Genomic DNA, 23,556 nt, shown 5'->3' with positions numbered 1-23,556 from the left:
TGCCTGATCAGGCGCGATTCTTGAGCTTCTTGATCGCGGCCAGCTGGGCAACGGCTTCCGCCAGTTCGGCTTGCGCCGAGGCGTAGTCGATATTGCCCGTGCGGTTGACCAGTGCTTCCTCGGCCAGTCGCTTGGCTTCCAGCGCTTTTGCTTCATCCAGATCGCTGCCGCGGATGGCGGTATCGGCAAGCACCGTTACCACGTGCGGCTGCACTTCGAGGATGCCACCGGACACGTAGACCAGGACTTCCTCATCGTTGCTGTTGGCGACCTTGATGCGCAGCGCGCCCGCTTTGATGCGGGTGAGCAACGGAGCGTGACGTGGCAGCACACCGATTTCGCCCATCTCGCCGGGGGCGGCCAGGAATTCGGCCGTACCCGAGTAGATCTGCTCTTCAGCGCTGACAACGTCCACATGCATGGTCATGGCCATTTCCTACCCCTTATTGCAGGCCCTTGGCTTTTTCGACAGCTTCGTCGATGCCGCCGACCATGTAGAAGGCCTGTTCCGGCAGGTGATCGTACTCACCATTCAGAATGCCGCGGAAGCCACGCAGGGTTTCCTTCAGGGACACGTACTTGCCAGGTGCACCGGTAAACACTTCGGCGACATGGAAAGGCTGCGACAGGAAACGCTGGATCTTACGGGCCCGAGCCACGACCAGCTTGTCTTCCGGCGACAGTTCGTCCATACCCAGAATCGCGATGATGTCGCGCAGTTCCTTGTAGCGCTGCAGCGTTTGTTGCACGCCACGGGCCACCTGGTAGTGCTCTTCACCCACGATTTGCGGGTCCAGCTGACGCGAGGTCGAGTCGAGCGGGTCCACGGCAGGGTAGATACCCAGCGAGGCGATATCACGCGACAGCACGACGGTTGCGTCCAAGTGGGCAAAGGTCGTGGCAGGCGACGGGTCGGTCAAGTCATCGGCAGGCACGTAAACGGCCTGGATCGAGGTGATCGAACCGGTCTTGGTCGAGGTGATACGCTCTTGCAGGCGGCCCATTTCGTCGGCCAGCGTGGGCTGATAACCCACGGCGGACGGCATACGGCCCAGCAGAGCGGACACTTCGGTACCAGCCAGGGTGTAGCGGTAGATGTTATCCACGAAGAACAGCACGTCACGGCCCTTGCCGTTTTCGTCCTTCTCGTCGCGGAAGTATTCGGCCATCGTCAGACCGGTCAGCGCAGCGCGCAGACGGTTGCCGGGTGGCTCGTTCATCTGGCCGTAAACCATGGCCACTTTCGACTCGGCCAGGTTGTCGAGCTTGATAACGCCGGAGTCGGCCATCTCGTGATAGAAGTCGTTACCTTCACGAGTACGCTCACCCACACCCGCAAACACCGACAGACCCGAGTGCGCCTTGGCGATGTTGTTGATGAGTTCCAGCATGTTCACGGTCTTGCCCACACCGGCGCCACCGAACAGACCGACCTTACCGCCCTTGGCGAACGGACAGATCAGGTCAATCACCTTGATACCGGTTTCCAGCAGGTCAACGGTCTGGTTCAGCTCGTCGAACTTCGGGGCCTTGCGGTGGATGGACCAGCGCTCTTCAGACACCACGGGACCGACTTCGTCCACCGGGTTGCCCAGCACGTCCATGATGCGACCCAGCGTCGCCTTACCAACCGGCACCGAGATCGGGCTGCCGGTGTTGGTTACGGCCACACCACGCTTCACGCCATCGGTCGAACCCATGGCGATTGCACGGACCACGCCATCACCCAGCTGCTGCTGCACTTCCAGCGTCAGCTCGGGGTTGGCCAGCGTCAGCGCGTCAAATACCTTCGGCATGGCGTCGCGTGGAAATTCCACGTCAACCACCGGGCCAATGATTTGCACGATTTTACCTTGGCTCATCGTTGCATTCCTTAATGTTTAAATACTGTTCCGCGCTGCGATCAAACTGCGGCTGCACCGGCGACGATTTCCGACAGTTCCTTGGTGATGGCTGCCTGGCGGGTCTTGTTGTAGACCAGCTTGAGCTCATCAATCACCGTTCCGGCGTTGTCGGAAGCGGCCTTCATGGCCACCATCCGCGCGCTTTGTTCGGAAGCGATGTTTTCGGCGACTGCCTGGTAAACCAGCGCCTCGATATAGCGAACAAGCAGATCGTCAATCACCACTTCCGGCGCCGGTTCGTAGATGTACTCGAACGGATGGTCGCTCACCGGTTGCATGCGATCAGCCGGCACGGGGAGCAGTTGCTCCATCACCGGCTCCTGCCGCATCGTGTTGATGAAGCGGGTGTAGACGATATGCAGTTCATCGATCTGGCCGGCCACGTAAGCATCAAGCATGACCTTGACCGGGCCGATCAGTTTGTCGAGGTGCGGCGTATCACCGAGCTGCACGACGTGCGAAACCACACGGCCGCCAGCGCGCTGCATGAAGCCAAAGCCCTTGTTACCGATAGCCGTCACATCGACTTCGACGCCAGCCTGTTGCCAGGCCTTCATCTGGCCCAGCGCAGTACGCAACACGTTGGTGTTGAGACCGCCACACAGGCCCTTGTCGGTGGTGACCACGATAATGCCGGCGCGCTTCACTTGCGCACGCTTGGTCAGGAACGGGTGCGCGTAGTCCAGCAGGGCCTGAGCCAGGTGGGCAGTCACGTTACGGATCTTTTCACCGTAAGGACGTGCTGCCTTCATCCGGGCTTGGGCCTTGCGCATCTTGGACGCGGCGACCATTTCCATGGCGCGGGTGATCTTGCGCGTGTTTTGCACGCTCTTGATCTTGTTACGAATTTCCTTGCCGCCTGCCATGACTTGACCTTTCTCTCGTTAGATCAAATCAGAAAGCGCCGTTGGCCTTGAACGACTTGATGGCTTCCGCCAGCTTCTTGTCGTTGTCGCCAGACAGCTCACCCTTGCCGTCCATCTCAGCGATGATTTCGGCGTGGTTGGCCTTCACATAGGCATACAGGGCAGCTTCGAAAGCCAGGGCCTTCTCAACCGGAACGTCATCCGCCAGACCCTTTTCCACGGCGTACAGGGTCACGGACAGCTGCGACACCTTGAACGGGGCGTATTGGCCTTGCTTCAGCAGTTCGGTCACCAGGCGGCCGCGGTCCAGCTGCTTGCGGGTCGCTTCGTCCAGATCGGAAGCAAACTGCGCAAAGGCGGCCAGTTCACGGTACTGGGCGAGGGCGGTACGGATACCACCGGCGAGCTTCTTGACGACCTTGGTCTGTGCAGCACCACCGACGCGCGACACCGAGATACCGGCGTTGATGGCGGGGCGGATACCGGCGTTGAACAGGTCCGATTCCAGGAAGATCTGGCCGTCGGTAATCGAGATCACGTTGGTCGGCACGAAGGCGGACACGTCACCGGCTTGGGTTTCGATGATCGGCAGCGCGGTCAGCGAACCGGTCTTGCCCTTCACGGCGCCGTTGGTGATCTTCTCGATGTAGTCTTCGTTGACGCGCGATGCACGCTCGAGCAGACGCGAGTGGATGTAGAACACATCGCCCGGGTAGGCTTCGCGGCCCGGCGGACGACGCAGCAGCAGCGAGATCTGACGGTAGGCAACGGCTTGCTTGGACAAGTCGTCGTATACGATCAGGGCATCTTCGCCGATGTCGCGGAAGTATTCACCCATGGCGCAACCGGCGTAGGGCGACAGGTACTGCATCGCGGCCGATTCGGAAGCCGAGGCGGCAACCACGATGGTGTGATCCAGCGCGCCGTGCTCTTCGAGCTTGCGCACCACGTTGGCGATCGACGAAGCCTTCTGGCCGATAGCAACGTAGATACAGGTAACGCCGTTACCCTTCTGGTTGATGATCGCGTCCAGGGCCACGGCGGTCTTGCCGGTCTGGCGGTCACCAATGATCAGTTCGCGCTGACCACGGCCAACCGGCACCATGGCGTCAATGGCCTTGATACCGGTTTGCAGCGGCTGCGACACCGATTGACGGGCGATAACGCCGGGGGCGATCTTTTCGATCGGGCTGGACAGCTTGGCGTTGATCGGGCCCTTGCCGTCGATGGGCTGACCCAGTGCGTTGACCACGCGGCCACGCAGCTCAGGACCCACCGGCACTTCCAGGATGCGACCGGTACACTTCACTTCCGAACCTTCGGAAATGTGTTCGTAGTCACCCAGCACCACGGCACCGACCGAGTCACGCTCGAGGTTCAGTGCGAGACCGAAGGTATTGCCCACGAATTCGAGCATTTCGCCCTGCATCACTTCGGACAAGCCGTGGATGCGGACGATGCCGTCGGACACCGAAACGACCGTACCGGTGGTACGGCTTTCAGCACCTGCGGACAGGTTTTGAATCTTGCTCTTGATCAGATCGCTGATCTCGGACGGATTCAATTGCATTGTTAGCACTCCAATTGGTTGCTCAACCAGCCTTAGCTGGCGAGACGGGCCGACAGGGCAGCAAGCTTGCCGCGCACCGAGGCGTCAATGACGTCATCGCCGACCACCATGCGCACGCCACCGATCAATTCGGCATCGACGCTGACGACGGCTTCGACCTTCTTGCCAACACGGTTGGCCAGCATTGCGGTCAGTTCCGCAACCTGGGCCGCGTCAAGCGCGAACGCCGACTCGATGTGCGCCGTAACCGAGCCTTCTTCTGCTGCTTTCAATTGCTCGAACAGGTCGGCAATGTGCGGCAGCAGGGCAAAGCGGCGGCTTTCCAGCACGGTGGCAACAAAGTTGCCCACATGCGACGTGGCGCGCGCGCCCAAGAGATCGGTCAGGAACGCTTGAACCTGCGATACCGAGAATTTCGGGTTGGTAGCAAACGCGACAGCCTGCGGCTCGCGGCCCGCGGCGGCCAGAATGGCCAGCGCATCGGACCAAGCGCTCAGACTGTTCGTTTCCTTGGCCAGACGAAACACGGCTTCGGCATAGGGTCTTGCGACGGTGATCAGTTCAGCCACGGATTACAGCTCCGCTTTCAGGCCGGCCAGCAATTCGGCGTGACGGGCAGCATCGATTTCGCGACGCAGGATCTTCTCGGCACCGATAACAGCCAGTTCGGACACCTGCAGACGCAGGGTTTCCTTGGCTTGGTGAACCTGCTGATCCACTTCGGCGCGAGCGCCGGCGATCAGACGGTCACCTTCGGTACGAGCGGCATCCTTCGCTTCATCGACAATCTGCGTGGCACGCTTCTCGGCCTGGGCAATGATTTCTGCCGCTTGCGACTTGGCCTTGCGCAGTTCCTCGGCAGCACGCTTTTCAGCGAGCTCCAGGTCGTGCTTGGCGCGGTCGGCAGCGGACAGGCCCTCGGCAATGCGCTTGGCACGCTCATCCAGAGTCGCGATCAGTGGAGGCCAGATGAACTTCCACGTGAACACGATCAGGACAGCGAACACCAGCGCCTGCAAAATCAGGGACGCATTAATGTCCATTGTTGAACCTCGACTCGGTTATTAGATGAGCCGGAGTTAGCGAACAGCAGCCAGCAGCGGGTTGGCAAAGGCGAACATCAGGCCGACAGCAACCGAGATAATGAAGATGGCGTCAACCAGACCGGCGATCACGAACAGCTTGGGTTGCAGGGCAGCAGCCGACTCAGGCTGACGGGCAGCGCCTTCCAGGAACTTCGCGCCAACAAGGGCCACACCAATAGCGGCGCCAACGCCGGCCAGGCCGATCATCAGGCCGATAGCGATTACGGTCAGGCCTTGGATGTTAGCGATCAGAGCCAGGTTTTCCATTTACTTACTCCCAGAGGATGGTTAGTTAAAAACAAAAAGGTTGAAACGGAACTTGCGAAAACGGTACGACGAAATCAGTAGCAGCTTGCCGGTGAAGGCTTAGTGCTCTTCAACCGCCATCGAGCAGTACACGATGGTCAGCATCATGAAGATGTAGGCTTGCAGGATCACGATCAGGATGTGGAAGATGGCCCACACCGAACCGGCAACGATCTGGCCGAATGCGGTAGCCAGCGAACCGAAGTTGAAACCGGTCCAAGTGGCGCCCAGCAGGGCGATCAGCATGAACACCAGCTCGCCGGCGAACATGTTGCCGGCCAGACGCAGGGCCAGACTGAGGATGCGCGAGCCGTATTCGATCAGCTGCATGGCGGCGTTTACCGGGATCAGCACGATGGTCATCGGCAGGCTCTCGGCGTGGAACGGCGCGGTGAAGAATTCTTTGAGGAAGCCGCCCAGACCCTTGGCCTGCACACCCAGGAACAGGGTCAGGAAGATGACGGACAGCGACATGGCCAGTGTCTGGTTGATGTCAGCCGTGGGCACGACCTTCAAGTAGCCAAGACCGAACCAGCTGGCGACCATGGGCAGGAAGTCCACCGGCAGGAAGTCCATCGCGTTCATCAGCACGATCCAGACGAACACGGTCAGGCCCAGCGGGGCGACCAGCGTGCTCTTGCCGTGGAAAACGTCCTTGGTGGTAGAGGCCACCAGCTCGACCACCAGCTCGATGAAGAGCTGGAACTTGCCAGGCTTGTCGACACTGGCACGGCGCGCAACCAGACCAAAGATGGCCAGGAAAGCAAAACCGAGGATCAGGGAGATCCAGAAGGTATCGAGGTGGAAGGTCCAGAAGCCGCCGTCGTACTGCGGGGTGCGCAGGTTGACGAGGTGATGCTGGATATATTCGGTGGGATTGGCGGGGGCGTGATTAGCGGCCGACATAGGTTTAGCGTCAATCTCGATTACTTGGAAATCAGTACCAGCAAGTAGGCTGCGAGCACCACCACGAAGGCAGCGGCAAACCACAGCACATGCGCACCAAAGAAGAGATAGCCCGCGAGCAAGAGCACAAGCGCGATCACTATCTTGGCGATCTCTGCCAGCAGGAAGCGGGCAAGGATCGTCTTGGGTGCCGGAATTCCGTCGGATCGGCTGATCCGGCCATACGCCCACACCGCCACGATCTGGCTCAAACCACCACAGCTGGCGGCGAGCATCGCGCGGGGACCGGCGATAAAAAATGCTGTCGCGGCAACGACCCCGGTAAGGATCGACATCACGAGCAGCACGGCACGAATCTGTTTCCTGAGTTTCTCGGCCGGGTTGAGGGGTCGAGAAAACTCGCGGATGTTAGCGTTTTGTTGGTGCATAGGTCAAGCCGCGCGCCCTACTATTGGGCGTAATCGCCTGTTTTTTCGTGAAATTTTCTGCTCGTAAGCGCGACAGCCGCACTACGAAAGCAACGCCGGATGTCGCACTGCAACACGGCACACCGGCGCTTTGCGTGTCCGGCTTGTGTTTACTTATTGTTTCAGCAGCGCCAGCAAGCCATCGAGCTGATCCAGCGAGCCGTATTCGATGGTTACCTTGCCACGACCCTTGCGGCCGGCCGCGATCTGCACCTTGGCACCGAGCTTGTCAGATAGGTCTTCCTGCAGACGCGCCAGATCGGGATCGACCTTCTTCTCGACTATCGCCTTGGGGGCCGGTTGGCCGGCCAGCAGGGTCTGGGCAAGTTTCTCGGTTTCGCGCACCGACAGGCCTTTCTCGGCCACCAGTCTGGCGGTGTCGATCTGCTTGAGCACCGGCAGCGTCAGCAAGGCACGCGCATGGCCCATATCGAGCGCACCCTGCATCAGCAAATCACGCACCGGCTCAGCCAGATTCAGCAAACGCAGCAGGTTGGTCACTGCGGAACGCGACTTGCCGACGGCATGGGCGCAGGCTTCGTGGGTCATGCCGAATTCGTCGATCAGCCTTTGCAGACCGATGGCTTCTTCGAGCGGGTTCAGGTTTTCGCGCTGGATGTTCTCGATCAGCGCCATCACCAGCACGACTTCGTCCGAGACCTTGCGCACGACCGTGGGCACTTCGGTCAAACCCGCTTTCTGGGCGGCACGCCAGCGACGCTCGCCGGCGATGATCTCGTAGCGGTCCACGCCCAGTTCACGCACCAGTATCGGCTGGATCACACCCTGCGTACGCACGCTCTCCGCCAGATCGGCCAGGGCGTGTTCGTCCATATGGCTGCGCGGCTGGTATTTGCCCGGCTGCAAATGATGCACGGGCAGAATCTGCAAGCGATCTTCACCGACGGGTTCCGCACTGCCCAGCAGCGCGTCGAGACCGCGTCCCAAACCTTTGAGTTTTGCCATGTCTTATTTTCCGGGAAAACGTGCGATCAGCTCGTCGGCGAGCTCGCGGTAAGCCTGCGCACCGCGCGAGGACTTGTCGTAGGAAAAGATCGGTCGGCCAAAGCTCGGTGCCTCGGCCAGACGGATATTGCGCGGAATCACGGTGTTGAACACCTTGTCGCCGAAATGCTGGCCCAGCTGCGCCACCACTTGCTGTGCCAGTGTGGAGCGCGGGTCGAACAGCGTGCGCAGCAAGCCGTCGATCTCGATCTTGGGGTTCAGCGCCACGCGCACCTTGCGCAAGGTGTTGACCAGATCGGTCAGGCCTTCGAGCGCGTAGTACTCGCACTGCATGGGGATGATCACGCCATCAGCCGCGGCCAGACCGTTCACCGTCAGCATATTGAGTGCCGGCGGGCAGTCGATCAGGATGAAGTCGTAATCGCGGCGCACTTTCACCAACGCTTCGCGCAAGCGCAGCTCGCGGCGCTCAACCTCGATCAGCTCGACTTCGGCACCGCCCAGTTCGCGGTTGGCCGGCAGCAGATCGAAACCGTGTTCGGTCTTTACGCGGGCATCGTCGAGTTCAGCATGACCGAGCAGCAGGTGGTACACGCTGCGGCCCAGGCCGTGCTTGTCGACACCGCAACCCATGGTGGCATTGCCCTGTGGGTCGAGGTCGATCAGCAGCACGCGCTTGCCGGCCTGCCCCAGTCCTGCAGCAAGGTTGACGGCGCTGGTGGTCTTGCCCACGCCGCCCTTCTGGTTGGTGATGGCGATCACACGGCTCATGCCTTGGCTCTCATCCATACAATGCAACGCTCGGCACCGAGACCGGGCACGTTGAGGGGTTCGATCGTGCTGCTGATATCGGCCGGCAAGGCGGCCACTTCTTCAAACGGTTGCACGCCCTTGAGCGCGGCCCAGGCACCATCGGCCGTCAGCAACTGGCGCGTCAGTTTGACGAAGTCGCCCAGGTCGGCAAAGGCCCGCGAGGTGATCAGATCAAACGCTTGGCCCTGCACAGCCTCGACACGGTTACACACCACGGTGACATTCTTGAGGCCCAGCTCGATGACGGCCTGCTGCAGGAAGGCGGCCTTCTTGTTATTGCTGTCGAGCAGCGTCAGCTGCCAGTCGGGGCGAACAATAGCTAACGGAATGCCAGGCTGGCCGCCGCCGGAGCCGACATCCAGGATGCGGACTGGTCGGTGGCCGGCAATCGGCGTCAAAGCCGCGAGGCTGTCGAGCAGATGGTGCGACACCATGCGCTCGGGCTGGGTGATGGCGGTGAGGCTGTAAGTCTTGTTCCACTTGAGCATCAGGGCCAGATAGGCGAGCAAGCGCGCGATCTGCTCGTCGGGCAGCGGCAAATTCATGGCCGCCAGCCCATCCCTGAGCTGTTGTTCTTGTTGTGGGCCGATCATGCGGTCTTGGTCTCGGGCTGGTCTGTCTTGGTTTTGCCGGCGCGCTTGAGATGCACCAGCAAGAGGCCGATGGCGGCCGGCGTCATGCCTTGCAGGCGCGATGCCTGGCCCAAGGTCTCTGGCCGCTGCTGGCTCAGGCGCTGCTGGACTTCCTTGCTGAGGCCCGGCACCTGAGCGTAGTCGATATCGGCAGGCAGGCGCACCTCTTCAATATCGGCACGGCGGGCGACTTCGTCTTTCTGGCGCTCCACATAACCGGCGTACTTGACCTGGATCTCGACCTGCTCGGCCACCTCGGGCGCGTCCACGCCGGGGCCGGCCACCGGCAGGCTCATCAGGCTGGCGTAATCCACATTCGGGCGGCGCAGCAGTTGCTCCAGCGTGTATTCGCGCTCGATACCCTGGCCGAACACGCGCTCGGCATCGGCGGCCTCAACCAAACGCGGGTTGACCCAGGTCGATTGCAGGCGGCTCAGCTCCACGGCCACCGCATCGCGCTTGCGGCAGAACGCATCCCACTGCGCATCGCCGACCAGACCCAGACGGCGACCGTCCTCAGAAAGACGCAGATCGGCGTTGTCCTCACGCAGTTGCAGGCGGAACTCGGCGCGGCTGGTGAACATGCGGTAGGGCTCGGAGACACCGCGCGTGATCAGGTCGTCGACCAGCACGCCGAGATAGGCTTGATCGCGCGTTGGCGTCCACGCGTCCTTGCCCTGTACTTGCAGTGCGGCATTCAGGCCGGCGAACAGGCCTTGCGCGGCGGCTTCTTCATAACCGGTGGTGCCGTTGATCTGGCCGGCAAAGAACAGACCGTTGATGGCCTTGCTCTCGAACGTGGCCTTGAGCGCACGAGGATCGAAGTAATCGTATTCGATCGCATAGCCGGGGCGCAGGATGTGGGCGTTTTCCAGACCACGGATCGAGCGCACGGCGGCCAGCTGGATATCGAACGGCAGCGAGGTGCTGATACCGTTGGGGTAGAACTCGTGCGTTTGCAGACCTTCGGGCTCCAGGAAGATCTGGTGCGAATCCTTGTCGGCAAAGCGGTTGATCTTGTCTTCGATGCTGGGGCAGTAACGCGGACCCACGCCCTCGATCTTGCCGGTAAACATCGGCGAGCGATCGAACCCCGAGCGGATGATGTCGTGGGTACGCTCGTTGGTATGGGTGATCCAGCATGGCAGTTGCTGCGGATGCATGGCGCGGTTGCCGCGCACCGAGAATACAGGCCTCGGGTCGTCGCCGGGCTGGGCTTCCATCACGCTGAAGTCGATGCTGCGGCCGTCGATGCGCGGCGGCGTGCCGGTCTTGAGCCGGCCCACGGGCAGGTTCAGCTCGCGCAGACGACTCGACAAGGTAACGGAGGCTGGGTCGCCAGCACGGCCACCCGTATGGTTCTCCAGCCCCACATGGATCTTGCCGGCCAAGAAGGTACCGGCGGTCAGCACCACGGTGGGCGCATCGAAGCGGATGCCGATCTGCGTGACGACGCCGACCACGCGCTCGCCTTCGACGACGATATCGTCCACCGCTTGCTGGAACAGCGTGAGGTTGGGCTGGTTTTCCAGCATGTGACGGATGGCGGCCTTGTACAGCACACGGTCGGCCTGGGCACGCGTGGCGCGCACGGCCGGGCCTTTGGAGCCGTTGAGCGTGCGGAACTGGATACCGCCCATATCCGTGGCCAGCGCCATCGCGCCGCCGAGTGCATCGACTTCCTTGACCAGATGACCCTTGCCGATGCCGCCGATGGACGGGTTGCAGCTCATCTGCCCCAGCGTCTCGATATTGTGGGTGAGCAGCAGCGTGCGCACGCCCATTCGGGCAGCGGCCAGCGCAGCTTCGGTGCCGGCGTGGCCGCCACCGATCACGATCACATCGAAACGTTCGGGGTAGAGCATGGATGTTAAGTGCCTGAATCTGAACGGCAAAGGGGCTGCATTGTAAATCAGAATGGCCATGGCCGGCCAATCGCTTGCCAGCTGGCTAGCCGAGGACAAGCGGGCAGACTATAAAGTAGGCGTTCCCCACTTTCAGGACTTGGCTGCACACGCATGGAAAACTACGCTGTCTGGTTCATTCTGGCCTTGGCGCTGGCAGGCGCCGAGATGCTGTCTGGCACCTTCTATCTGCTGATGTATGCGGTCGCCGCCGGCGTCGGTGGGCTAGCAGCCTGGGCTGGCCTGCCCGTCCCGGCACAACTGGCGCTGGCCGCGGCATGCGCTGTGGGCGGCTCGATGTGGTTGCGCAAGTATCCGCTGCAACGCGCGGCCGGGCCGCAATCGCTCGATCTGGGTCAGCGTGTCGAAGTCGAAACCTGGCACAGCCCGACCAGCGTACGTGTGCGCTATCGTGGTACCAGTTGGGATGGCGAAACCGATGCACCGGCTGACGAAAGCGCTCGCCCCGCCACGTTCTATATCGTGGGCCAGCGTGGCAACACCCTGCTGCTGTCCGCCACGCCCCCGGCGAACGCGTAATAGCGCGTTCGCCATGACCCGCATTCGCTCTTAGCATGTCCCCGGAGAATTTGATGTCCACTACCGCCATCGTCCTATTCGTCGTCGCCCTGATCTTTGCGCTGAAGGCACTCAAAGTCGTGCCGCAGCAACATGCCTGGGTCGTGGAGCGGCTCGGCCGCTTTCATGCCACGCTGGAACCGGGTCTCAATGTGGTCGTGCCCTTCATCGACCGCATCGCCTACAAGCACGATCTGCGCGAAGTGCCGCTCGATGTGCCGAGCCAGATCTGTATCACCAAGGACAATACCCAGTTGCAGGTCGACGGCATCCTGTACTTCCAGGTCACCGATCCCAAGCAGGCGTCCTACGGCTCCAGCAACTTCGAGCTGGCCATCACCCAGCTGGCCCAGACCACCCTGCGCTCCGTGATCGGCCGCATGGAACTCGACAAGACCTTTGAAGAACGCGACGACATCAACCACACGGTGGTGACGGCACTCGACGAGGCCGCGTCCAACTGGGGCGTGAAGGTGCTGCGTTACGAGATCAAGGATCTGACGCCGCCCAAGGAAATCCTCCATGCCATGCAGGCCCAGATCACGGCCGAACGCGAAAAGCGTGCGCTGATCGCCGCGTCCGAAGGCCGCAAGCAGGAGCAGATCAATATCGCCACGGGTGAGCGTGAAGCCGCGATCCAGCGCTCGCAGGGCGAAATGCAGGCCATGGTCAACGAATCCGAAGGCGACAAGCAGGCCGCCATCAACCGCGCCACCGGCGAGGCCGAAGCGCTGCGGCTGGTCGGCAAGGCCACGGCTGAGGCGCTGGCCATGGTGGCGCAGGCCACGCGCATGCCCGGCGGCATGGAAGCCGTGAACCTCAAGGTCGCCGAAAAGTATGTGGAAGCCTTCGGCCAGCTGGCCAAGGAAGGCAATACGCTGATCCTGCCGGCCAATGTGGCCGATGTCGGCAGCTTGGTCGCCACCGCCATGCGTGTGGTCAAACAGGAAAACAGCTGACCTGCGGTGCTGGCGGTCATTGCGCCGGCAGATCTATACCCATAGTGATCGAACGAGCTTGAACAGGGAGTGCAACGATGTCTGATCGCAAGTTTCGCCTTATCACCCGCAGCGATTTCGACGGCTTGGTCTGCGCCGTGCTGCTCAAGGAAATCAATCTGATCGACGACATCCTGTTTGTCCATCCCAAGGACATGCAGGATGGCAAGGTCGCCGTGAGCGACCATGACATCAGCACCAACCTGCCCTTTGTGCCCGGCATACACCTTGCGTTCGATCACCACCTGTCCGAGACGGTGCGCAACGAAAAGCGCGACAACCATGTGATCATGCCCACTGCCCCCTCGGCGGCGCGCGTGGTGTACGAGTACTACGGCGGCAAGAAGGCCTTCCCGCGGGTACGCGACGACATGATGGAGGCCGTGGACAAGGGCGACTCGGCCGACTTCACCGCCGATGAAATCCTCAGCCCAGAAGGCTGGGTGCTGCTCAACTATCTGATGGATGCACGCACCGGCCTCGGTCGTTTCCGTGATTTCCGCGTTAGCAACTACCAGCTGATGATGGACCTGATCGACTACTGCCGTAACCACGGCATTGAAGACATCCTCACCCTGCCCGATGTGCGCGAACGCGTGGAGCTGTACTTCGAGCACGAACCCAAGGCCAAGGACCAGATCCGCCGCTGCACCACGGTCCACAAGAATGTTGCGGTCCTTGATCTGCGCAACGAGGACATGATCTACGCGACCAATCGCTTCATGATTTACGCCCTGTTCCCGGAAACGAACATCTCCATCCACGTCATGTGGGGCCGCGACAAGATGAACACGGTGTTCGCGGTGGGCAAATCGATACTGGATCGCGGCAGCAAGACCAATGTGGGCGAGCTGTGCCTGAAGTATGGTGGTGGCGGGCACTTGGCCGCGGGCACCTGTCAGGTCGATAACGACAAGGCGGCACAGGTGCAGGCCGAGCTGATTGCCAAGATCAACGCCGACGGCTGATCAGCTCGCGGCACCCCATCAAAACGGCCCGTAGCGGGCCGTTTTTGTTTTCATCCCCGCAGGGTGCGATAAGCGCAGCGCATTGCATCAGGTCGCGGCACCGACCGCTTGCGGTGCAATGCGGTCTTTGGGCTTATTGCACGCTACGGGACCCTGACTGGCCGGTTCATTCAGTGGGCATGCGGTTTGCCATGCCCATGCCCATGCCCGTGGTCGTGGTCGTGGTCGTGGTCGTGGTCGTGGTCGTGGTCGTGGTCGTGGTGAGCATGCTCGGGCGCCCCGGCCACCGGCACCAGCGGGATGACCTTGCCGGCGGGCATGACGCCGGGCCAAGCCGGTTGCAGCGTCACATGGTCAATCCCGAACTCCTTGGCCAGCAGGCTCTGAGTGCTGGCCAGCAGGCGTGGCCAGGTGTCGGCCGAATCGATCAGCACATGGGCCGAGAGCGCAATGCGGTCCGGCCCCAGATGCCAGACATGCAGATCGTGCACCGAGCTCACCCCGCTCTGTCCCACCAAGGCCTTGCCGATGGCCTCCATATCCAGATGGGCAGGCACGCCTTCCATCAGCATATGGCTCGATTGCTTCACCAGCGCCCAAGCCGAGCGCACGATCAGCACCACCACCAGCAAGGAGAGGATCGGATCGATCGGCTGCCAGCCGGTCTGCCAGATCACGAGGCCCGCCACGATGGCAGCCGCCGAACCGAGCAGATCGCCAAGCACATGCAGCAGCGCTGCGCGCGTGTTCATATTGTGACTATCCCCCGACAGCAGCCAGGCCGCGATCAGGTTGACGACAAAACCGACGGCGGCAATCGCCACCACCCCCAGGCCGTTGACCGGGGCAGGGTTGGCCAGGCGGGCAATCGCCTCGAAGGCAATCCAGCCCACCATGGCCAGCATGAACAGGCTGTTGACCAGCGCGCCGAGGATTTCGGCCCGCGTAAAACCATAGGAATGCCGCGCCGACACCGGACGCGCGGCGATGATGCGGGCAAACAGCGCCAGACCCAGCGCGGCGGCATCGGTCAACATATGGCCGGCGTCCGAGAGCAGTGCCAGCGAGCCCGTCCACCAACCACCGAATGCTTCGACGAACGCGTAGCCGGCCGTCAGCAGCAGGGCCAGCACCAGCCGGTTCCTGCTGGCATCGCGGCCATGGTCATGATGGCCATGGGCATGATCGTGGTGGTGGTGACTCATGCGGGGGCTGCTCCGTCGGCTTGGGGACTAAAGGTAAAACGCTGCTCGCCGGCAAACACGCCGTGATCAAAGCTGCGTTCGATGAACTGGCAATGGCCGGCCGATACACTCAGCACCGTGCTGGCGCGGGTGCCGTACTCAGGCGTGCGGATGAACAGTGCCGACAGCGCCCGCTCCCATTCGAGCGGCACGCCGGTGGACGGCAAGCGTGCGTCCGGCGCAATGGCCGTGTCGGCCAGCAGGGCAAATTGCGCCTCAAGGCTAGTGTCATCTGCCATGGCGGCACGCAAACGTTCGACCTTGGGCCAGGGGGAATCGAAACCGCCATTGGAGACGGCATGGGCACCACGGCCAAAGCGCAGGGTACGGTCGGTGTGGCTTTCATAGCCCAGCAGCAAGCGACCATCAAACACCAGCAGGTTGAAATCGTTGTAGGCGCTCGCACGGCCGCGCAAGGCATGCAGGAAGTCGGATGCCGTGATATCGCTGGCCAGAAAGTCGGCCACCAGCGCGCCGCGCGAGGTAGCGTCGGGCTTGTGGCGACGCGGATCTCGGTAGTTGGTCAGCGCAGCAAAACGACCGGTGCGGCTCAGGCCCATCCAGCTACCGCCGGCTTGCAGATCACGGCCGCCAAGGCGCTGGTCGTCATCCCACCAGGCCGCCGCCGCGGTGGGGCGCGCGTAGAACTCGTCGCGGTTAGCCGCCACGCGCAAGGGAACGGGCCCGTGGGGGTCCCAGTGAAAACCGATCAGGCACATGCCGGCATTGTCCGGCAGCTCAGAGCATCAGCCAAGCGCGCAGCATGCCGGCAAGCAGTCCCAAGCCCAGCACCAACGGCACCGACCCGCCACGCCACAGGAGTCCGAACCCCGCCAGCGCCAGCGCGGCCGCCAGCCAATCGATCTGTTGCTGCGGCCACAGCACATGCAGCGCCAGCATCAGGGCCAGCTGTGCGATCAGGCCGACAATCGCAGCGCTGATGCTTGCCAGCGGGGCCTTCACGGCGGGCAGATGGCGACTGGCTTCCACCAGGGGCGCCCCCGCCAGAATGAACACGAAGGAGGGCAGAAAGGTGAACAGTGTGGCCGTCAGCGCGCCCAGCCAACCCCAGCCCATGGGCGCCGCCGCCAGATAGCCGACAAAGCTCAGTACCATGATCAGCGGCCCCGGCGTGGTTTCGCCCAGCGCCAGGGCATCGAGCATCTGCGGCGCAGTGATCCACTGGTAATCACGCACAGCCGTATCGAAAAAGTACGGCAGCACCGCATAGGCACCACCAAAACTGACCAGTGCCGCCTTGCCGCATACCGAGGCAATTTCGCCGAGACGCCCGGTAGGTGCAAGCAGCAGGCAGATCGCCAGAAACACGCCGACAAACGCGGCAATACCAGCCAGTCTGCGACGAAAAGCCAGCGGTGGCCTGGCAGCCAGGTCGGGCTCGCGGTCGCGCTGCCACCAACCCAGCAAGCCTACCAGCAGCAAGAGCAGCGGGATCGGCAGCAAGGCCCACCAACCCACCACAAAGGCGCAGATAGCCAGCAGCCACGATTGTCTGCCCTGCAAACCCTTCTTGCCGAAGCGCCACAGGGCCATCGCCACCAGCGCCACCACCACGGGCTGCACGCCCAGCTTGATGGCACTGGCCACTGGCGTATCGCCAAAACCCACATAGAGCCAGCCCAGCACTAGCATCAACAGCAGCGAGGGCAGGATGAACAGCAGGCCGGCCACCAGCCCGCCACGGCGGCCATGCAATAGCCAGCCGGCGTAGGTCGCGAGCTGCTGTGCCTCTGGGCCTGGCAGCAGCATGCAATAGGCAAGTGCGTGGTTGAAGTGTTCGGCATCGAGCCAGCGACGGCGCTCGACCAGCTCTTCACGCATGATGGCGATCTGCCCGGCCGGACCGCCGAACGAGATCAGCCCCAGCTTGAGCCAGAAGCGGCAGGCATCGGCAAAGGGCGGTGGCGTTATCAAGGGACGCGTCCGGGTGGTGAGCGGCCGGCTAGAATGCCAGACATGTCTTATCGTCTGCTAGGTACTGCCGATTACACCGATATGCCGTGGAAGAACGGTGGCGGCACCACCTGTGAGCTGTTCCGGCTGCCCCACCCTGCACGGCCAGCGGACTTTGCCTTGCGCTTGTCGATTGCCACCGTGGCGCAAGGTGGTCCGTTCTCGGCCTTTCCCGGCGTAGACCGCACGCTCTTGCTGCTGGAGGGTGCCGGCATGGCGCTGCGCTTTGACGGGTCCGCACCCGTGCGGCTGGAGCAAACCTTGCAGCCCATTGTGTTTGCGGGCGAAACCCCGGTGGACTGCACGCTGCTGGACGGACCGTTGCGCGACTTCAACCTGATGGTGGCGCGCGACTGGGGCCGTGCCGCGCTCCAGATCCAGCAACTGACCGTCGGCGCATCGCTGACGTTGGCGGATGGGGCACAACATCTGGTTTATCTGCATACGGGTGAGTTCGGCCTCGGCGGCCAAACCATCAATGCGGGCCAATTGGTCCATACCAGCGGCACAGCCCTGACACTGCACGCCCAGGCAGCCGCCACCCTGATCATCATCGAAGTGCATCCTGCAGCGGCGTTATAATCCGGACTCCCCGATCCACCCGGCCCCTGCCATGTCTGCACCCGAAGCCAACCTCACGGTCGATCTGTCCGGCCTGAACTGCCCGCTGCCCATCCTGCGCGCCAAGAAAGCCTTGGCCGACTTGCCCAGCGGCACCGTACTGCAACTGATCTGCACCGACCCCGGCACGCCAGCCGACTTTGAAGCCTTCTGTCGCCAGACCGGCCATGCGCTCAGCCACCACGAAGTGGGTAGCGACGGCAAATTCCTGTTCTGGCTGACACGCCGCTGAGGATCAGGTCGGCGTGATATCGGGCCCGTGCAATTGCTGCATGCGCGCCAGGCCCGCCACGATCAGCTCTTCGAGCACCGCCATGTCCACCTGTGCCAGCGACTTGAGATAGAGGCAGCTCTTGCCCATCTTGTGCTTGCCGAGCCGCGCGAGGATGGCCTCGAAATCGGCATATCCGGGCATGATGTACACGGTGAGATCCTGCTTGCGCGGCGAAAAACCGGTCACGAAGCATTCGCCACCGTGGCCGCTGGCATAGCGGTATCGATACCGTCCGTAACCCACCATATTGCCGCGCCAGATTTCGGGCGCCCAGCCCGTGAGCCTTTGCATCAGCTCGGCCAAGGTACGGCAATCGGCCTGTCGTGCGGGGTCGGTTATCGCGTCCAGAAAATCGGCAATGTCTTGTCCCGTAGGCTGGGTCTTGTTCTCGGCCATGCTGATACCGCCTGTGACGCAATCAAGTCAGCTCAGTGTAGCCGCCGTCTCGCGATGCCGGGATAATCCGGGCATTCCCGATCTGAACTCTGGCGCGCCACCATGACCGAACTGACCCTGATCCGCCCCGACGACTGGCACCTGCACCTGCGCGATGGCGATGCCCTCAAGGCTGTGTTGCCCGATACCGCGCGCCGCTTCGGCCGTGCGATCGTCATGCCCAACCTCAAGCCACCGGTACGCACCGTGGCCGAGGCCGCGGCCTACCGCGAACGCATCGTGGCCGCGATTCCGGCCGGCATGCAGTTCGAGCCGCTGATGACGCTGTACCTGACCGACGTCACGCCGCCCGAGGAGATCGAGCGCGTCAAACAGAGCGGTTTCGTGCATGCGCTCAAGCTCTACCCGGCTGGGGCCACCACCAATTCCGATGCCGGCGTGACCGATATCACCAAGGTGCTGCCCACGCTGACCGCGATGGCCGAACTTGGTGTGCCCTTGCTGGTGCACGGCGAAGTCACCGATCACACCGTGGACGTGTTCGACCGCGAAGCCGTGTTCATCGACAAGGTCATGAAGCCGCTGCTGGAGAAGCTGCCCACGCTCAAGGTGGTGTTCGAGCACATCACCACCAAGCAGGCCGCGCATTTTGTCTGGGGTGCCGGCGCCAATGTCGCGGCCACGATTACCGCGCACCACCTGCTGATGAACCGCAACGCGCTGTTCACCGGTGGCATCCGCCCGCATCACTACTGCCTGCCCGTGCTCAAGCGCGAGATTCACCGCGAGGCGCTGATGGAAGTGGCGATCAGCGGCAATCCCAAGTTCTTCCTCGGCACCGACAGCGCGCCGCACGGCAAGTCCACCAAGGAAGCCAGCTGTGGTTGCGCCGGCATGTACACGGCCAATAACGGTATCGAGTTATATGCTGAAGCCTTCGAGACTGCCGGCGCGCTCGACAAGCTGGAAGGTTTTGCGAGCCGCTTCGGGCCGCTGTTCTATGGCCTGCCCGCCAATGGCGACACGATCACGCTGGTCAAGGAGGCCACGCCCGTACCGGCCGAGCTGCCTTATCTAGCCGGCGATACGCTGGTGCCGCTGCGCGCCGGCGAAACGGTAGGCTGGCGCCTCAAAGCCTGAGGGGCTTGACCGGGGTGGTACACTAGCAAGGCAAAGTTGGCCGGACAGTCGCTGCCTGCGCAAGCGGGGAGAGGAAAGTCCGGGCTTCACAGGGCAGGATGCCGGCTAACGGCCGGGCGCCGCGAGGCGACGGAAAGTGGAACAGAGAGCTGAACCGCCGATGGTTTGCGCAAGCATTCACAGGCAAGGGTGAAAAGGTGGGGTAAGAGCCCACCGCGGACGTGGCGACACGGACGGCAGGCTAAACCCCATCCGAAGCAAGACCAAATAGGCTGGCGCTGACGGGGCCCCCCGAGCCAGCGGGTAGGTTGCTTGAGGCGGTCAGCAATGGCCGTCCTAGATGAATGACTGTCGGTAGCGGGCAACCGCTACGTCACAGGACCCGGCTTACAGGCTGACTTTGCACTTATTCATGACAAGGCCGCTGCTTGCGGCCTTGTTGCATTGGCCTGGCCCGATTCGTGGGCTAAAAGTTTCGACGCAAATCCATCCCTTTGTACAAGCTCGCCACCTCATCCGCGTAGCCGTTGAACATCAACGTCTTGCGTTTGAGGAATTCGCCGATGCGGCGCTCGGTCGCCTGGCTCCAGCGCGGGTGATCGACCTCGGGGTTCACGTTCGAGTAGAAGCCGTACTCGCTGGGGGCGGCCGCCGTCCAGCTACTGGTGGGCTGGCGCTCGACCAGGCGGATCCGGACGATGGACTTGATGCTCTTGAAGCCGTACTTCCAGGGCACCACCAGCCGGATCGGTGCGCCGTTCTGCTTGGGTAAGGGCTTGCCGTACAGGCCCACGGCCAGAATCGTCAGCGGATGCATGGCTTCGTCGATGCGTAGGCCTTCAATATACGGCCAGTCGAGTACCCGGGTTTTCTGGCCCGGCATCTGCTCGGGCGCCAGCAAAGTGGTGAATTCGACGAACTTGCCGCGGCTGGTGGGCTGCACCTGCTTGAGCAGCGCCGCCAAGGGCAGGCCTACCCAGGGAATCACCATGGACCAGCCCTCCACGCAACGCAGCCGGTAGATACGCTCTTCCAGCGGCGCGAGCTTGAGCAGGCTGTCCAGATCGAACTTGCGGGCTTTGGCGACCTCGCCACTCACTTCCACCGTCCACGGTTCGGTTCTGAGCGTATGGGCGTTATCGGCCGGGTCGCCCTTGTCGGTGCCGAACTCGTAGAAATTATTGTAGCTGGTGACCTCGGTGAGGCTGTTTCTAGGCTCGTCGGTGCTGTAACGACTCTTGTAGAAGGTCGGCAGTGGGGCGGCCTGCAGCGGCGGCATGGCGGCGGCCAGTCCGGCCAGTGCTGCTCCTTGCATCAGGCTGCGGCGCTGCTGATAGATCGCTTCGGGGGTGATCTCGCTAGGCGCGATCAAGGGCGGGCGGTAAAGCGGCATGGTGGACACTCCGGCAGGGCTTCAGCGGTTCTGACCCGCCTTGGTCGGCGTGGTTCGTCCGATCTATCAGCGTCCGGTCAGCGGCTACGCCAAAGCTGCCAAGCCGCCATGGCGACCGAGCTGATCAACAGCAAGGTGGCGAACAGGGTGATCTGCTTGTGCAGCCGCTTGCGGGTGTCGGGCTTGAGCAGCATCAGCACCAGGGCCACCACACCGATCAGCAGCGCCAGCCGCGCGAGGTGCGCGCTCATATGCCTGCGCTCAGCGGCACTCGATCACGCCGTCCACATACTGGCGTGCGCCGAGCATCGTGTTTTCGGTGCCCGACTTGTAGGACACCAGCGCCCAGCTCTTGCAGCCCAGACGCTGGCTGTGTGCCTCGGCCCGGCGGCGGAAGAAGGTTTCTGCCTGCCCATCAAAGAACACCGACGAACCCACTACACGGATGTGGTAACGCTTGTTGCCCAGCGGGCGGATTTCGGAATCCTGCAGCACGCCATTGTTGTCAGCGACAGCACGGCCGGTCTGCTGCAATTGCGAGCAGGCGGCGAGGCTCAGCAGGGCAAAGGCACAGAGCAAGCGACGAGTGGTCATGGCGCGACAGGCATTCAAGTTAAAGCACTGGTTTCAGTGTTCCACATAAACCCTTATTTGCAAAGGACTATTTGCCGTAATGGCCTTAGCATAAATTAGCCGTAAGTGATTGTCGCAAAACGCAAAAAGCCCAATTTGCCAGCTTGACCGGCTTTGACCCCATGCCCTATAGTGGGGCGCAGTGGGTGAAAGTGGTGAAAAGTGTCGCTTCCGCCCATTTATCCGGATAAATCCTGAAAATCGCGACGGCGGTTTTCTCCCCCTCGGCGGGACTGGTTCAAGCATGTTTGGCGGCGTTGCACTTCTCAATCTCGACAGCAAAGGGCGTCTGGCCATTCCGGCCAGGCATCGTGACGCCCTGCTGGCGCAGTGCAGCGGGCGCCTGACCATCACGGTCGATCCCAGCCAGTGCCTGCTGATCTATCCCCAGCCCGCCTGGGAACCCGTGCGCGACAAGCTCAACAATCTGCCGGCCTTCAATCCGCAGGCGCGCGCCTTGCAGCGGCTGATCCTCGGCCATGCCGAAGAAGTCGAGATCGACTCCGCCGGTCGTATTCTCGTCTCGCCCACGTTGCGCCAGTTTGCCCAGCTCGACAAAGCCACGGCCCTCGTGGGTCTGGGCAGCAAGTTCGAACTCTGGGACGAAGCCCGCTGGCACGCCCAGACGGCCGCTGCGCTGGCCATGTCACCCGCCGATATCGCGGCGCAACTCGACGGTTTCGTGCTGTGATGGGCGCCCCCGAATTCACCCACCGCACGGTACTGCTGACCGAAGCGGTGGCCGCCCTCGCCATCCGTCCCGACGGCATCTATGTGGACTGCACCTTCGGGCGCGGCGGCCACTCGCGGCTAATCCTCTCGCAGCTGGGCCCCAAGGGCCGGCTGATTGCCTTCGACAAAGACCCGCAGGCGATTGCCGAGGCACAGCGTATCAGCGACCCGCGCTTTGTCATCGTCCACGAACCCTATGCCGCCTTCGATACCGGCCTGAGCGCCCAAGGCGTGACCCAGGTCGATGGCGTGCTGATGGATCTGGGCATCTCTTCCCCGCAGATCGACGACGGCGCACGCGGCTTTAGCTTCCGCTTCGATGCGCCGCTCGACATGCGCATGGATACCACCCGCGGCCAGACGGCTGCGGAATGGCTGGCTACGGCCAGCGAAACCGACCTCACGGAGGTAATACGCGATTATGGCGAAGAACGGTTTGCTAAACAGATTGCAAGCGCGCTTGTTAAGGCTCGGCTCGAAAACCCTGTCACGACAACAGGACAACTTGCCAAGATCGTGGCAACGGCCGTCCGCACCCGGGAGCCGGGCCAGGACCCGGCGACGCGCACCTTCCAGGCTATACGGATTCACATCAATCGCGAGCTTGAGGAACTGTCGCTAACCCTGCCGCAGATTCTGGGCAGATTAAGCACTGGCGGCCGACTGGCCGTCATTGCGTTTCATTCCCTCGAAGATCGCATCGTCAAGCGCTTCATGGCCAACGCGAGCACGGCAGACAAGCTGCCGAGCCGCCTGCCCGTGCGCGCAGCCGATATCGGCGAGGCACCGCTGAAGCTCGTGGGCAAGGCATTACGCCCCTCTGAGGCCGAGGTGAAGGAAAACCCCCGCGCCCGTAGCGCCATCCTGCGTGTGGCCGAGCGCACCGGTGCGGGCTTGTTTGCGTCGTGACGCGGTTGAATTTGTTGTTGCTCTTTGTCCTGATCGTTTGCGCGCTGGGGGTCGTCACCTCGCAGCACAAGGCGCGGCGAGCCTATATCGAGTTGCAGAAAGCGCAAGCGGAAGCCCGTCGGCTGGATGTCGAGTGGGGCCAGCTGCAGCTGGAGCAGAGTACCTGGGCGATGCACTCGCGCATTGAAAAGGAGGCCACCAACCGCCTTGGCATGCGCGTGGTCGATCCTACCCATACGCAGTTGGCACCCGTTGCCGCGGCAAACCCCTGAGGCT

The 23,556-nt window shown here is 62.3% G+C and carries 29 protein-coding genes and 1 other RNA gene; 10 read left to right on the top strand and 20 right to left on the bottom strand.

The annotated features are described in order from the left end of the window. Positions 1–7: 7 nt before the first annotated feature. The 13 genes from O9X62_RS05350 to mnmG form a co-directional block, all read right to left on the bottom strand. A complete protein-coding gene (locus tag O9X62_RS05350; RefSeq protein WP_269531731.1) occupies positions 8–433 on the bottom strand; it encodes a F0F1 ATP synthase subunit epsilon in 426 nt (141 codons plus the stop codon). A 10-nt stretch (positions 434–443) separates the two neighbouring features. Further along, positions 444–1,862, bottom strand: coding sequence for a F0F1 ATP synthase subunit beta (gene atpD, locus O9X62_RS05345; RefSeq protein WP_269531730.1), 1,419 nt, complete (start codon positions 1,860–1,862; stop codon positions 444–446). A 41-nt stretch (positions 1,863–1,903) separates the two neighbouring features. Then, on the bottom strand, positions 1,904–2,770 hold the full coding sequence (gene atpG, locus O9X62_RS05340; RefSeq protein WP_269531729.1) for a F0F1 ATP synthase subunit gamma: 867 nt from the start codon (positions 2,768–2,770) through the stop codon (positions 1,904–1,906). A 28-nt stretch (positions 2,771–2,798) separates the two neighbouring features. Then, positions 2,799–4,340, bottom strand: a complete 1,542-nt coding sequence (atpA, locus tag O9X62_RS05335) for a F0F1 ATP synthase subunit alpha (RefSeq protein WP_269531728.1) — start codon at positions 4,338–4,340, stop codon at positions 2,799–2,801. 32 nt (positions 4,341–4,372) lie between these two features. Then, positions 4,373–4,909, bottom strand: a complete 537-nt coding sequence (locus tag O9X62_RS05330; RefSeq protein ID WP_269531727.1) for a F0F1 ATP synthase subunit delta — start codon at positions 4,907–4,909, stop codon at positions 4,373–4,375. A gap of 3 nt (positions 4,910–4,912) precedes the next feature. Continuing rightward, entirely contained in the window at positions 4,913–5,383 is a 471-nt protein-coding gene (locus O9X62_RS05325; protein WP_269531726.1) for a F0F1 ATP synthase subunit B, read from the bottom strand. A 36-nt stretch (positions 5,384–5,419) separates the two neighbouring features. Then, entirely contained in the window at positions 5,420–5,692 is a 273-nt protein-coding gene (atpE, locus tag O9X62_RS05320; protein WP_269531725.1) for a F0F1 ATP synthase subunit C, read from the bottom strand. Positions 5,693–5,791: 99 nt separating this feature from the next. Then, on the bottom strand, positions 5,792–6,637 hold the full coding sequence (atpB, locus tag O9X62_RS05315) for a F0F1 ATP synthase subunit A (protein ID WP_269531724.1): 846 nt from the start codon (positions 6,635–6,637) through the stop codon (positions 5,792–5,794). Between the two features lie 20 nt (positions 6,638–6,657). Beyond that, positions 6,658–7,065 (bottom strand): ATP synthase subunit I, encoded by a 408-nt coding sequence (locus O9X62_RS05310; protein ID WP_269531723.1) that lies wholly within the window; start codon positions 7,063–7,065, stop codon positions 6,658–6,660. A 153-nt stretch (positions 7,066–7,218) separates the two neighbouring features. After that, complete coding sequence (locus O9X62_RS05305) at positions 7,219–8,070, bottom strand: ParB/RepB/Spo0J family partition protein (RefSeq protein ID WP_269531722.1); 852 nt, start codon at positions 8,068–8,070, stop codon at positions 7,219–7,221. Positions 8,071–8,073: 3 nt separating this feature from the next. Then, entirely contained in the window at positions 8,074–8,841 is a 768-nt protein-coding gene (locus O9X62_RS05300) for a ParA family protein (RefSeq protein ID WP_269531721.1), read from the bottom strand. Next, entirely contained in the window at positions 8,838–9,428 is a 591-nt protein-coding gene (rsmG, locus tag O9X62_RS05295) for a 16S rRNA (guanine(527)-N(7))-methyltransferase RsmG (RefSeq protein ID WP_308446427.1), read from the bottom strand. Before rsmG ends, O9X62_RS05300 begins: the two co-directional genes overlap by 4 nt. A gap of 44 nt (positions 9,429–9,472) precedes the next feature. Then, positions 9,473–11,380: a tRNA uridine-5-carboxymethylaminomethyl(34) synthesis enzyme MnmG gene (gene mnmG, locus O9X62_RS05290; protein WP_269531719.1), complete on the bottom strand. Its 1,908-nt coding sequence runs from the start codon at positions 11,378–11,380 to the stop codon at positions 9,473–9,475. A gap of 153 nt (positions 11,381–11,533) precedes the next feature. Between mnmG and O9X62_RS05285 the strand changes: the two genes are divergently transcribed. The 3 genes from O9X62_RS05285 to O9X62_RS05275 all read left to right on the top strand — a co-directional run bounded on the left by O9X62_RS05285 (position 11,534) and on the right by O9X62_RS05275 (position 13,964). Then, positions 11,534–11,959, top strand: coding sequence for an NfeD family protein (locus O9X62_RS05285; RefSeq protein WP_269531718.1), 426 nt, complete (start codon positions 11,534–11,536; stop codon positions 11,957–11,959). A 53-nt stretch (positions 11,960–12,012) separates the two neighbouring features. Further along, the gene (locus O9X62_RS05280; protein WP_269531717.1) at positions 12,013–12,957 is read left to right on the top strand and encodes an SPFH domain-containing protein; all 945 of its coding nucleotides are present in this window, start codon (positions 12,013–12,015) and stop codon (positions 12,955–12,957) included. A gap of 77 nt (positions 12,958–13,034) precedes the next feature. Next, the gene (locus O9X62_RS05275) at positions 13,035–13,964 is read left to right on the top strand and encodes an exopolyphosphatase (RefSeq protein WP_269531716.1); all 930 of its coding nucleotides are present in this window, start codon (positions 13,035–13,037) and stop codon (positions 13,962–13,964) included. 170 nt (positions 13,965–14,134) lie between these two features. Here the strand turns inward: O9X62_RS05275 and O9X62_RS05270 are convergent, their stop codons facing one another. From O9X62_RS05270 to chrA, 3 genes are read right to left on the bottom strand one after another with little or no spacing between them, the layout of a single operon-like run. Beyond that, positions 14,135–15,169, bottom strand: coding sequence for a cation diffusion facilitator family transporter (locus O9X62_RS05270; RefSeq protein ID WP_269531715.1), 1,035 nt, complete (start codon positions 15,167–15,169; stop codon positions 14,135–14,137). Further along, positions 15,166–15,927: an NRDE family protein gene (locus tag O9X62_RS05265; RefSeq protein ID WP_269531714.1), complete on the bottom strand. Its 762-nt coding sequence runs from the start codon at positions 15,925–15,927 to the stop codon at positions 15,166–15,168. Before O9X62_RS05265 ends, O9X62_RS05270 begins: the two co-directional genes overlap by 4 nt. Positions 15,928–15,946: 19 nt before the next feature. Then, complete coding sequence (gene chrA / locus O9X62_RS05260) at positions 15,947–17,143, bottom strand: chromate efflux transporter (protein ID WP_269531713.1); 1,197 nt, start codon at positions 17,141–17,143, stop codon at positions 15,947–15,949. 42 nt (positions 17,144–17,185) lie between these two features. Between chrA and O9X62_RS05255 the strand changes: the two genes are divergently transcribed. Next, positions 17,186–17,764, top strand: coding sequence for a HutD family protein (locus O9X62_RS05255; RefSeq protein ID WP_269531712.1), 579 nt, complete (start codon positions 17,186–17,188; stop codon positions 17,762–17,764). 31 nt (positions 17,765–17,795) lie between these two features. Further along, positions 17,796–18,035 (top strand): sulfurtransferase TusA family protein, encoded by a 240-nt coding sequence (locus tag O9X62_RS05250; RefSeq protein WP_269531711.1) that lies wholly within the window; start codon positions 17,796–17,798, stop codon positions 18,033–18,035. Positions 18,036–18,038: 3 nt separating this feature from the next. Here the strand turns inward: O9X62_RS05250 and O9X62_RS05245 are convergent, their stop codons facing one another. Continuing rightward, positions 18,039–18,473: a DUF1801 domain-containing protein gene (locus tag O9X62_RS05245; RefSeq protein ID WP_269531710.1), complete on the bottom strand. Its 435-nt coding sequence runs from the start codon at positions 18,471–18,473 to the stop codon at positions 18,039–18,041. Positions 18,474–18,575: 102 nt separating this feature from the next. Between O9X62_RS05245 and pyrC the strand changes: the two genes are divergently transcribed. Beyond that, positions 18,576–19,613: a dihydroorotase gene (gene pyrC, locus O9X62_RS05240; protein WP_269531709.1), complete on the top strand. Its 1,038-nt coding sequence runs from the start codon at positions 18,576–18,578 to the stop codon at positions 19,611–19,613. A 32-nt stretch (positions 19,614–19,645) separates the two neighbouring features. Further along, an RNA gene (gene rnpB, locus O9X62_RS05235) (RNase P RNA component class A) lies at positions 19,646–20,019 on the top strand. A gap of 60 nt (positions 20,020–20,079) precedes the next feature. Here the strand turns inward: rnpB and msrP are convergent. The 3 genes from msrP to O9X62_RS05220 all read right to left on the bottom strand — a co-directional run bounded on the left by msrP (position 20,080) and on the right by O9X62_RS05220 (position 21,600). After that, the gene (msrP, locus tag O9X62_RS05230; protein WP_269531708.1) at positions 20,080–21,006 is read right to left on the bottom strand and encodes a protein-methionine-sulfoxide reductase catalytic subunit MsrP; all 927 of its coding nucleotides are present in this window, start codon (positions 21,004–21,006) and stop codon (positions 20,080–20,082) included. A gap of 77 nt (positions 21,007–21,083) precedes the next feature. Continuing rightward, the gene (locus O9X62_RS05225; protein WP_269531707.1) at positions 21,084–21,257 is read right to left on the bottom strand and encodes a hypothetical protein; all 174 of its coding nucleotides are present in this window, start codon (positions 21,255–21,257) and stop codon (positions 21,084–21,086) included. A 10-nt stretch (positions 21,258–21,267) separates the two neighbouring features. Next, positions 21,268–21,600, bottom strand: a complete 333-nt coding sequence (locus O9X62_RS05220; RefSeq protein WP_269531706.1) for a hypothetical protein — start codon at positions 21,598–21,600, stop codon at positions 21,268–21,270. A 283-nt stretch (positions 21,601–21,883) separates the two neighbouring features. Between O9X62_RS05220 and mraZ the strand changes: the two genes are divergently transcribed. The 3 genes from mraZ to ftsL are packed head-to-tail and all read left to right on the top strand — an operon-like array spanning position 21,884 to position 23,552. Next, entirely contained in the window at positions 21,884–22,330 is a 447-nt protein-coding gene (gene mraZ, locus O9X62_RS05215) for a division/cell wall cluster transcriptional repressor MraZ (RefSeq protein WP_269531705.1), read from the top strand. Continuing rightward, positions 22,327–23,280: a 16S rRNA (cytosine(1402)-N(4))-methyltransferase RsmH gene (gene rsmH / locus O9X62_RS05210; RefSeq protein WP_308446426.1), complete on the top strand. Its 954-nt coding sequence runs from the start codon at positions 22,327–22,329 to the stop codon at positions 23,278–23,280. Before mraZ ends, rsmH begins: the two co-directional genes overlap by 4 nt. Positions 23,281–23,294: 14 nt before the next feature. Then, the gene (gene ftsL / locus O9X62_RS05205; RefSeq protein WP_269531703.1) at positions 23,295–23,552 is read left to right on the top strand and encodes a cell division protein FtsL; all 258 of its coding nucleotides are present in this window, start codon (positions 23,295–23,297) and stop codon (positions 23,550–23,552) included. Positions 23,553–23,556: the final 4 nt, after the last annotated feature.

The organism is Chitinimonas sp. BJYL2, from assembly GCF_027257935.1.
Classification (GTDB): Bacteria; Pseudomonadota; Gammaproteobacteria; order Burkholderiales; family Chitinimonadaceae; genus Chitinimonas.
This window is presented reverse-complemented; position numbering and strand designations above follow the sequence as displayed.

Excerpts from the sequence above, each read along its gene's own strand:
- rsmG (WP_308446427.1), bottom strand. The coding sequence starts at position 9,428 with ATGAATTTGCCGCTGCCCGACGAGCAGATCGCGCGCTTGCTCGCCTAT.
- O9X62_RS05325 (WP_269531726.1), bottom strand. The coding sequence starts at position 5,383 with ATGGACATTAATGCGTCCCTGATTTTGCAGGCGCTGGTGTTCGCTGTC.
- O9X62_RS05285 (WP_269531718.1), top strand. The coding sequence starts at position 11,534 with ATGGAAAACTACGCTGTCTGGTTCATTCTGGCCTTGGCGCTGGCAGGC.
- O9X62_RS05300 (WP_269531721.1), bottom strand. The coding sequence starts at position 8,841 with ATGAGCCGTGTGATCGCCATCACCAACCAGAAGGGCGGCGTGGGCAAG.
- mraZ (WP_269531705.1), top strand. The coding sequence starts at position 21,884 with ATGTTTGGCGGCGTTGCACTTCTCAATCTCGACAGCAAAGGGCGTCTG.
- O9X62_RS05250 (WP_269531711.1), top strand. The coding sequence starts at position 17,796 with ATGTCTGCACCCGAAGCCAACCTCACGGTCGATCTGTCCGGCCTGAAC.
- O9X62_RS05275 (WP_269531716.1), top strand. The coding sequence starts at position 13,035 with ATGTCTGATCGCAAGTTTCGCCTTATCACCCGCAGCGATTTCGACGGC.
- atpE (WP_269531725.1), bottom strand. The coding sequence starts at position 5,692 with ATGGAAAACCTGGCTCTGATCGCTAACATCCAAGGCCTGACCGTAATC.
- O9X62_RS05225 (WP_269531707.1), bottom strand. The coding sequence starts at position 21,257 with ATGAGCGCGCACCTCGCGCGGCTGGCGCTGCTGATCGGTGTGGTGGCC.
- msrP (WP_269531708.1), bottom strand. The coding sequence starts at position 21,006 with ATGCCGCTTTACCGCCCGCCCTTGATCGCGCCTAGCGAGATCACCCCC.
- mnmG (WP_269531719.1), bottom strand. The coding sequence starts at position 11,380 with ATGCTCTACCCCGAACGTTTCGATGTGATCGTGATCGGTGGCGGCCAC.
- O9X62_RS05310 (WP_269531723.1), bottom strand. The coding sequence starts at position 7,065 with ATGCACCAACAAAACGCTAACATCCGCGAGTTTTCTCGACCCCTCAAC.
- atpG (WP_269531729.1), bottom strand. The coding sequence starts at position 2,770 with ATGGCAGGCGGCAAGGAAATTCGTAACAAGATCAAGAGCGTGCAAAAC.
- O9X62_RS05350 (WP_269531731.1), bottom strand. The coding sequence starts at position 433 with ATGGCCATGACCATGCATGTGGACGTTGTCAGCGCTGAAGAGCAGATC.
- O9X62_RS05305 (WP_269531722.1), bottom strand. The coding sequence starts at position 8,070 with ATGGCAAAACTCAAAGGTTTGGGACGCGGTCTCGACGCGCTGCTGGGC.
- atpD (WP_269531730.1), bottom strand. The coding sequence starts at position 1,862 with ATGAGCCAAGGTAAAATCGTGCAAATCATTGGCCCGGTGGTTGACGTG.
- O9X62_RS05220 (WP_269531706.1), bottom strand. The coding sequence starts at position 21,600 with ATGACCACTCGTCGCTTGCTCTGTGCCTTTGCCCTGCTGAGCCTCGCC.
- O9X62_RS05245 (WP_269531710.1), bottom strand. The coding sequence starts at position 18,473 with ATGGCCGAGAACAAGACCCAGCCTACGGGACAAGACATTGCCGATTTT.
- pyrC (WP_269531709.1), top strand. The coding sequence starts at position 18,576 with ATGACCGAACTGACCCTGATCCGCCCCGACGACTGGCACCTGCACCTG.
- atpB (WP_269531724.1), bottom strand. The coding sequence starts at position 6,637 with ATGTCGGCCGCTAATCACGCCCCCGCCAATCCCACCGAATATATCCAG.
- O9X62_RS05280 (WP_269531717.1), top strand. The coding sequence starts at position 12,013 with ATGTCCACTACCGCCATCGTCCTATTCGTCGTCGCCCTGATCTTTGCG.
- O9X62_RS05255 (WP_269531712.1), top strand. The coding sequence starts at position 17,186 with ATGTCTTATCGTCTGCTAGGTACTGCCGATTACACCGATATGCCGTGG.
- O9X62_RS05265 (WP_269531714.1), bottom strand. The coding sequence starts at position 15,927 with ATGTGCCTGATCGGTTTTCACTGGGACCCCCACGGGCCCGTTCCCTTG.
- atpA (WP_269531728.1), bottom strand. The coding sequence starts at position 4,340 with ATGCAATTGAATCCGTCCGAGATCAGCGATCTGATCAAGAGCAAGATT.
- O9X62_RS05270 (WP_269531715.1), bottom strand. The coding sequence starts at position 15,169 with ATGAGTCACCACCACCACGATCATGCCCATGGCCATCATGACCATGGC.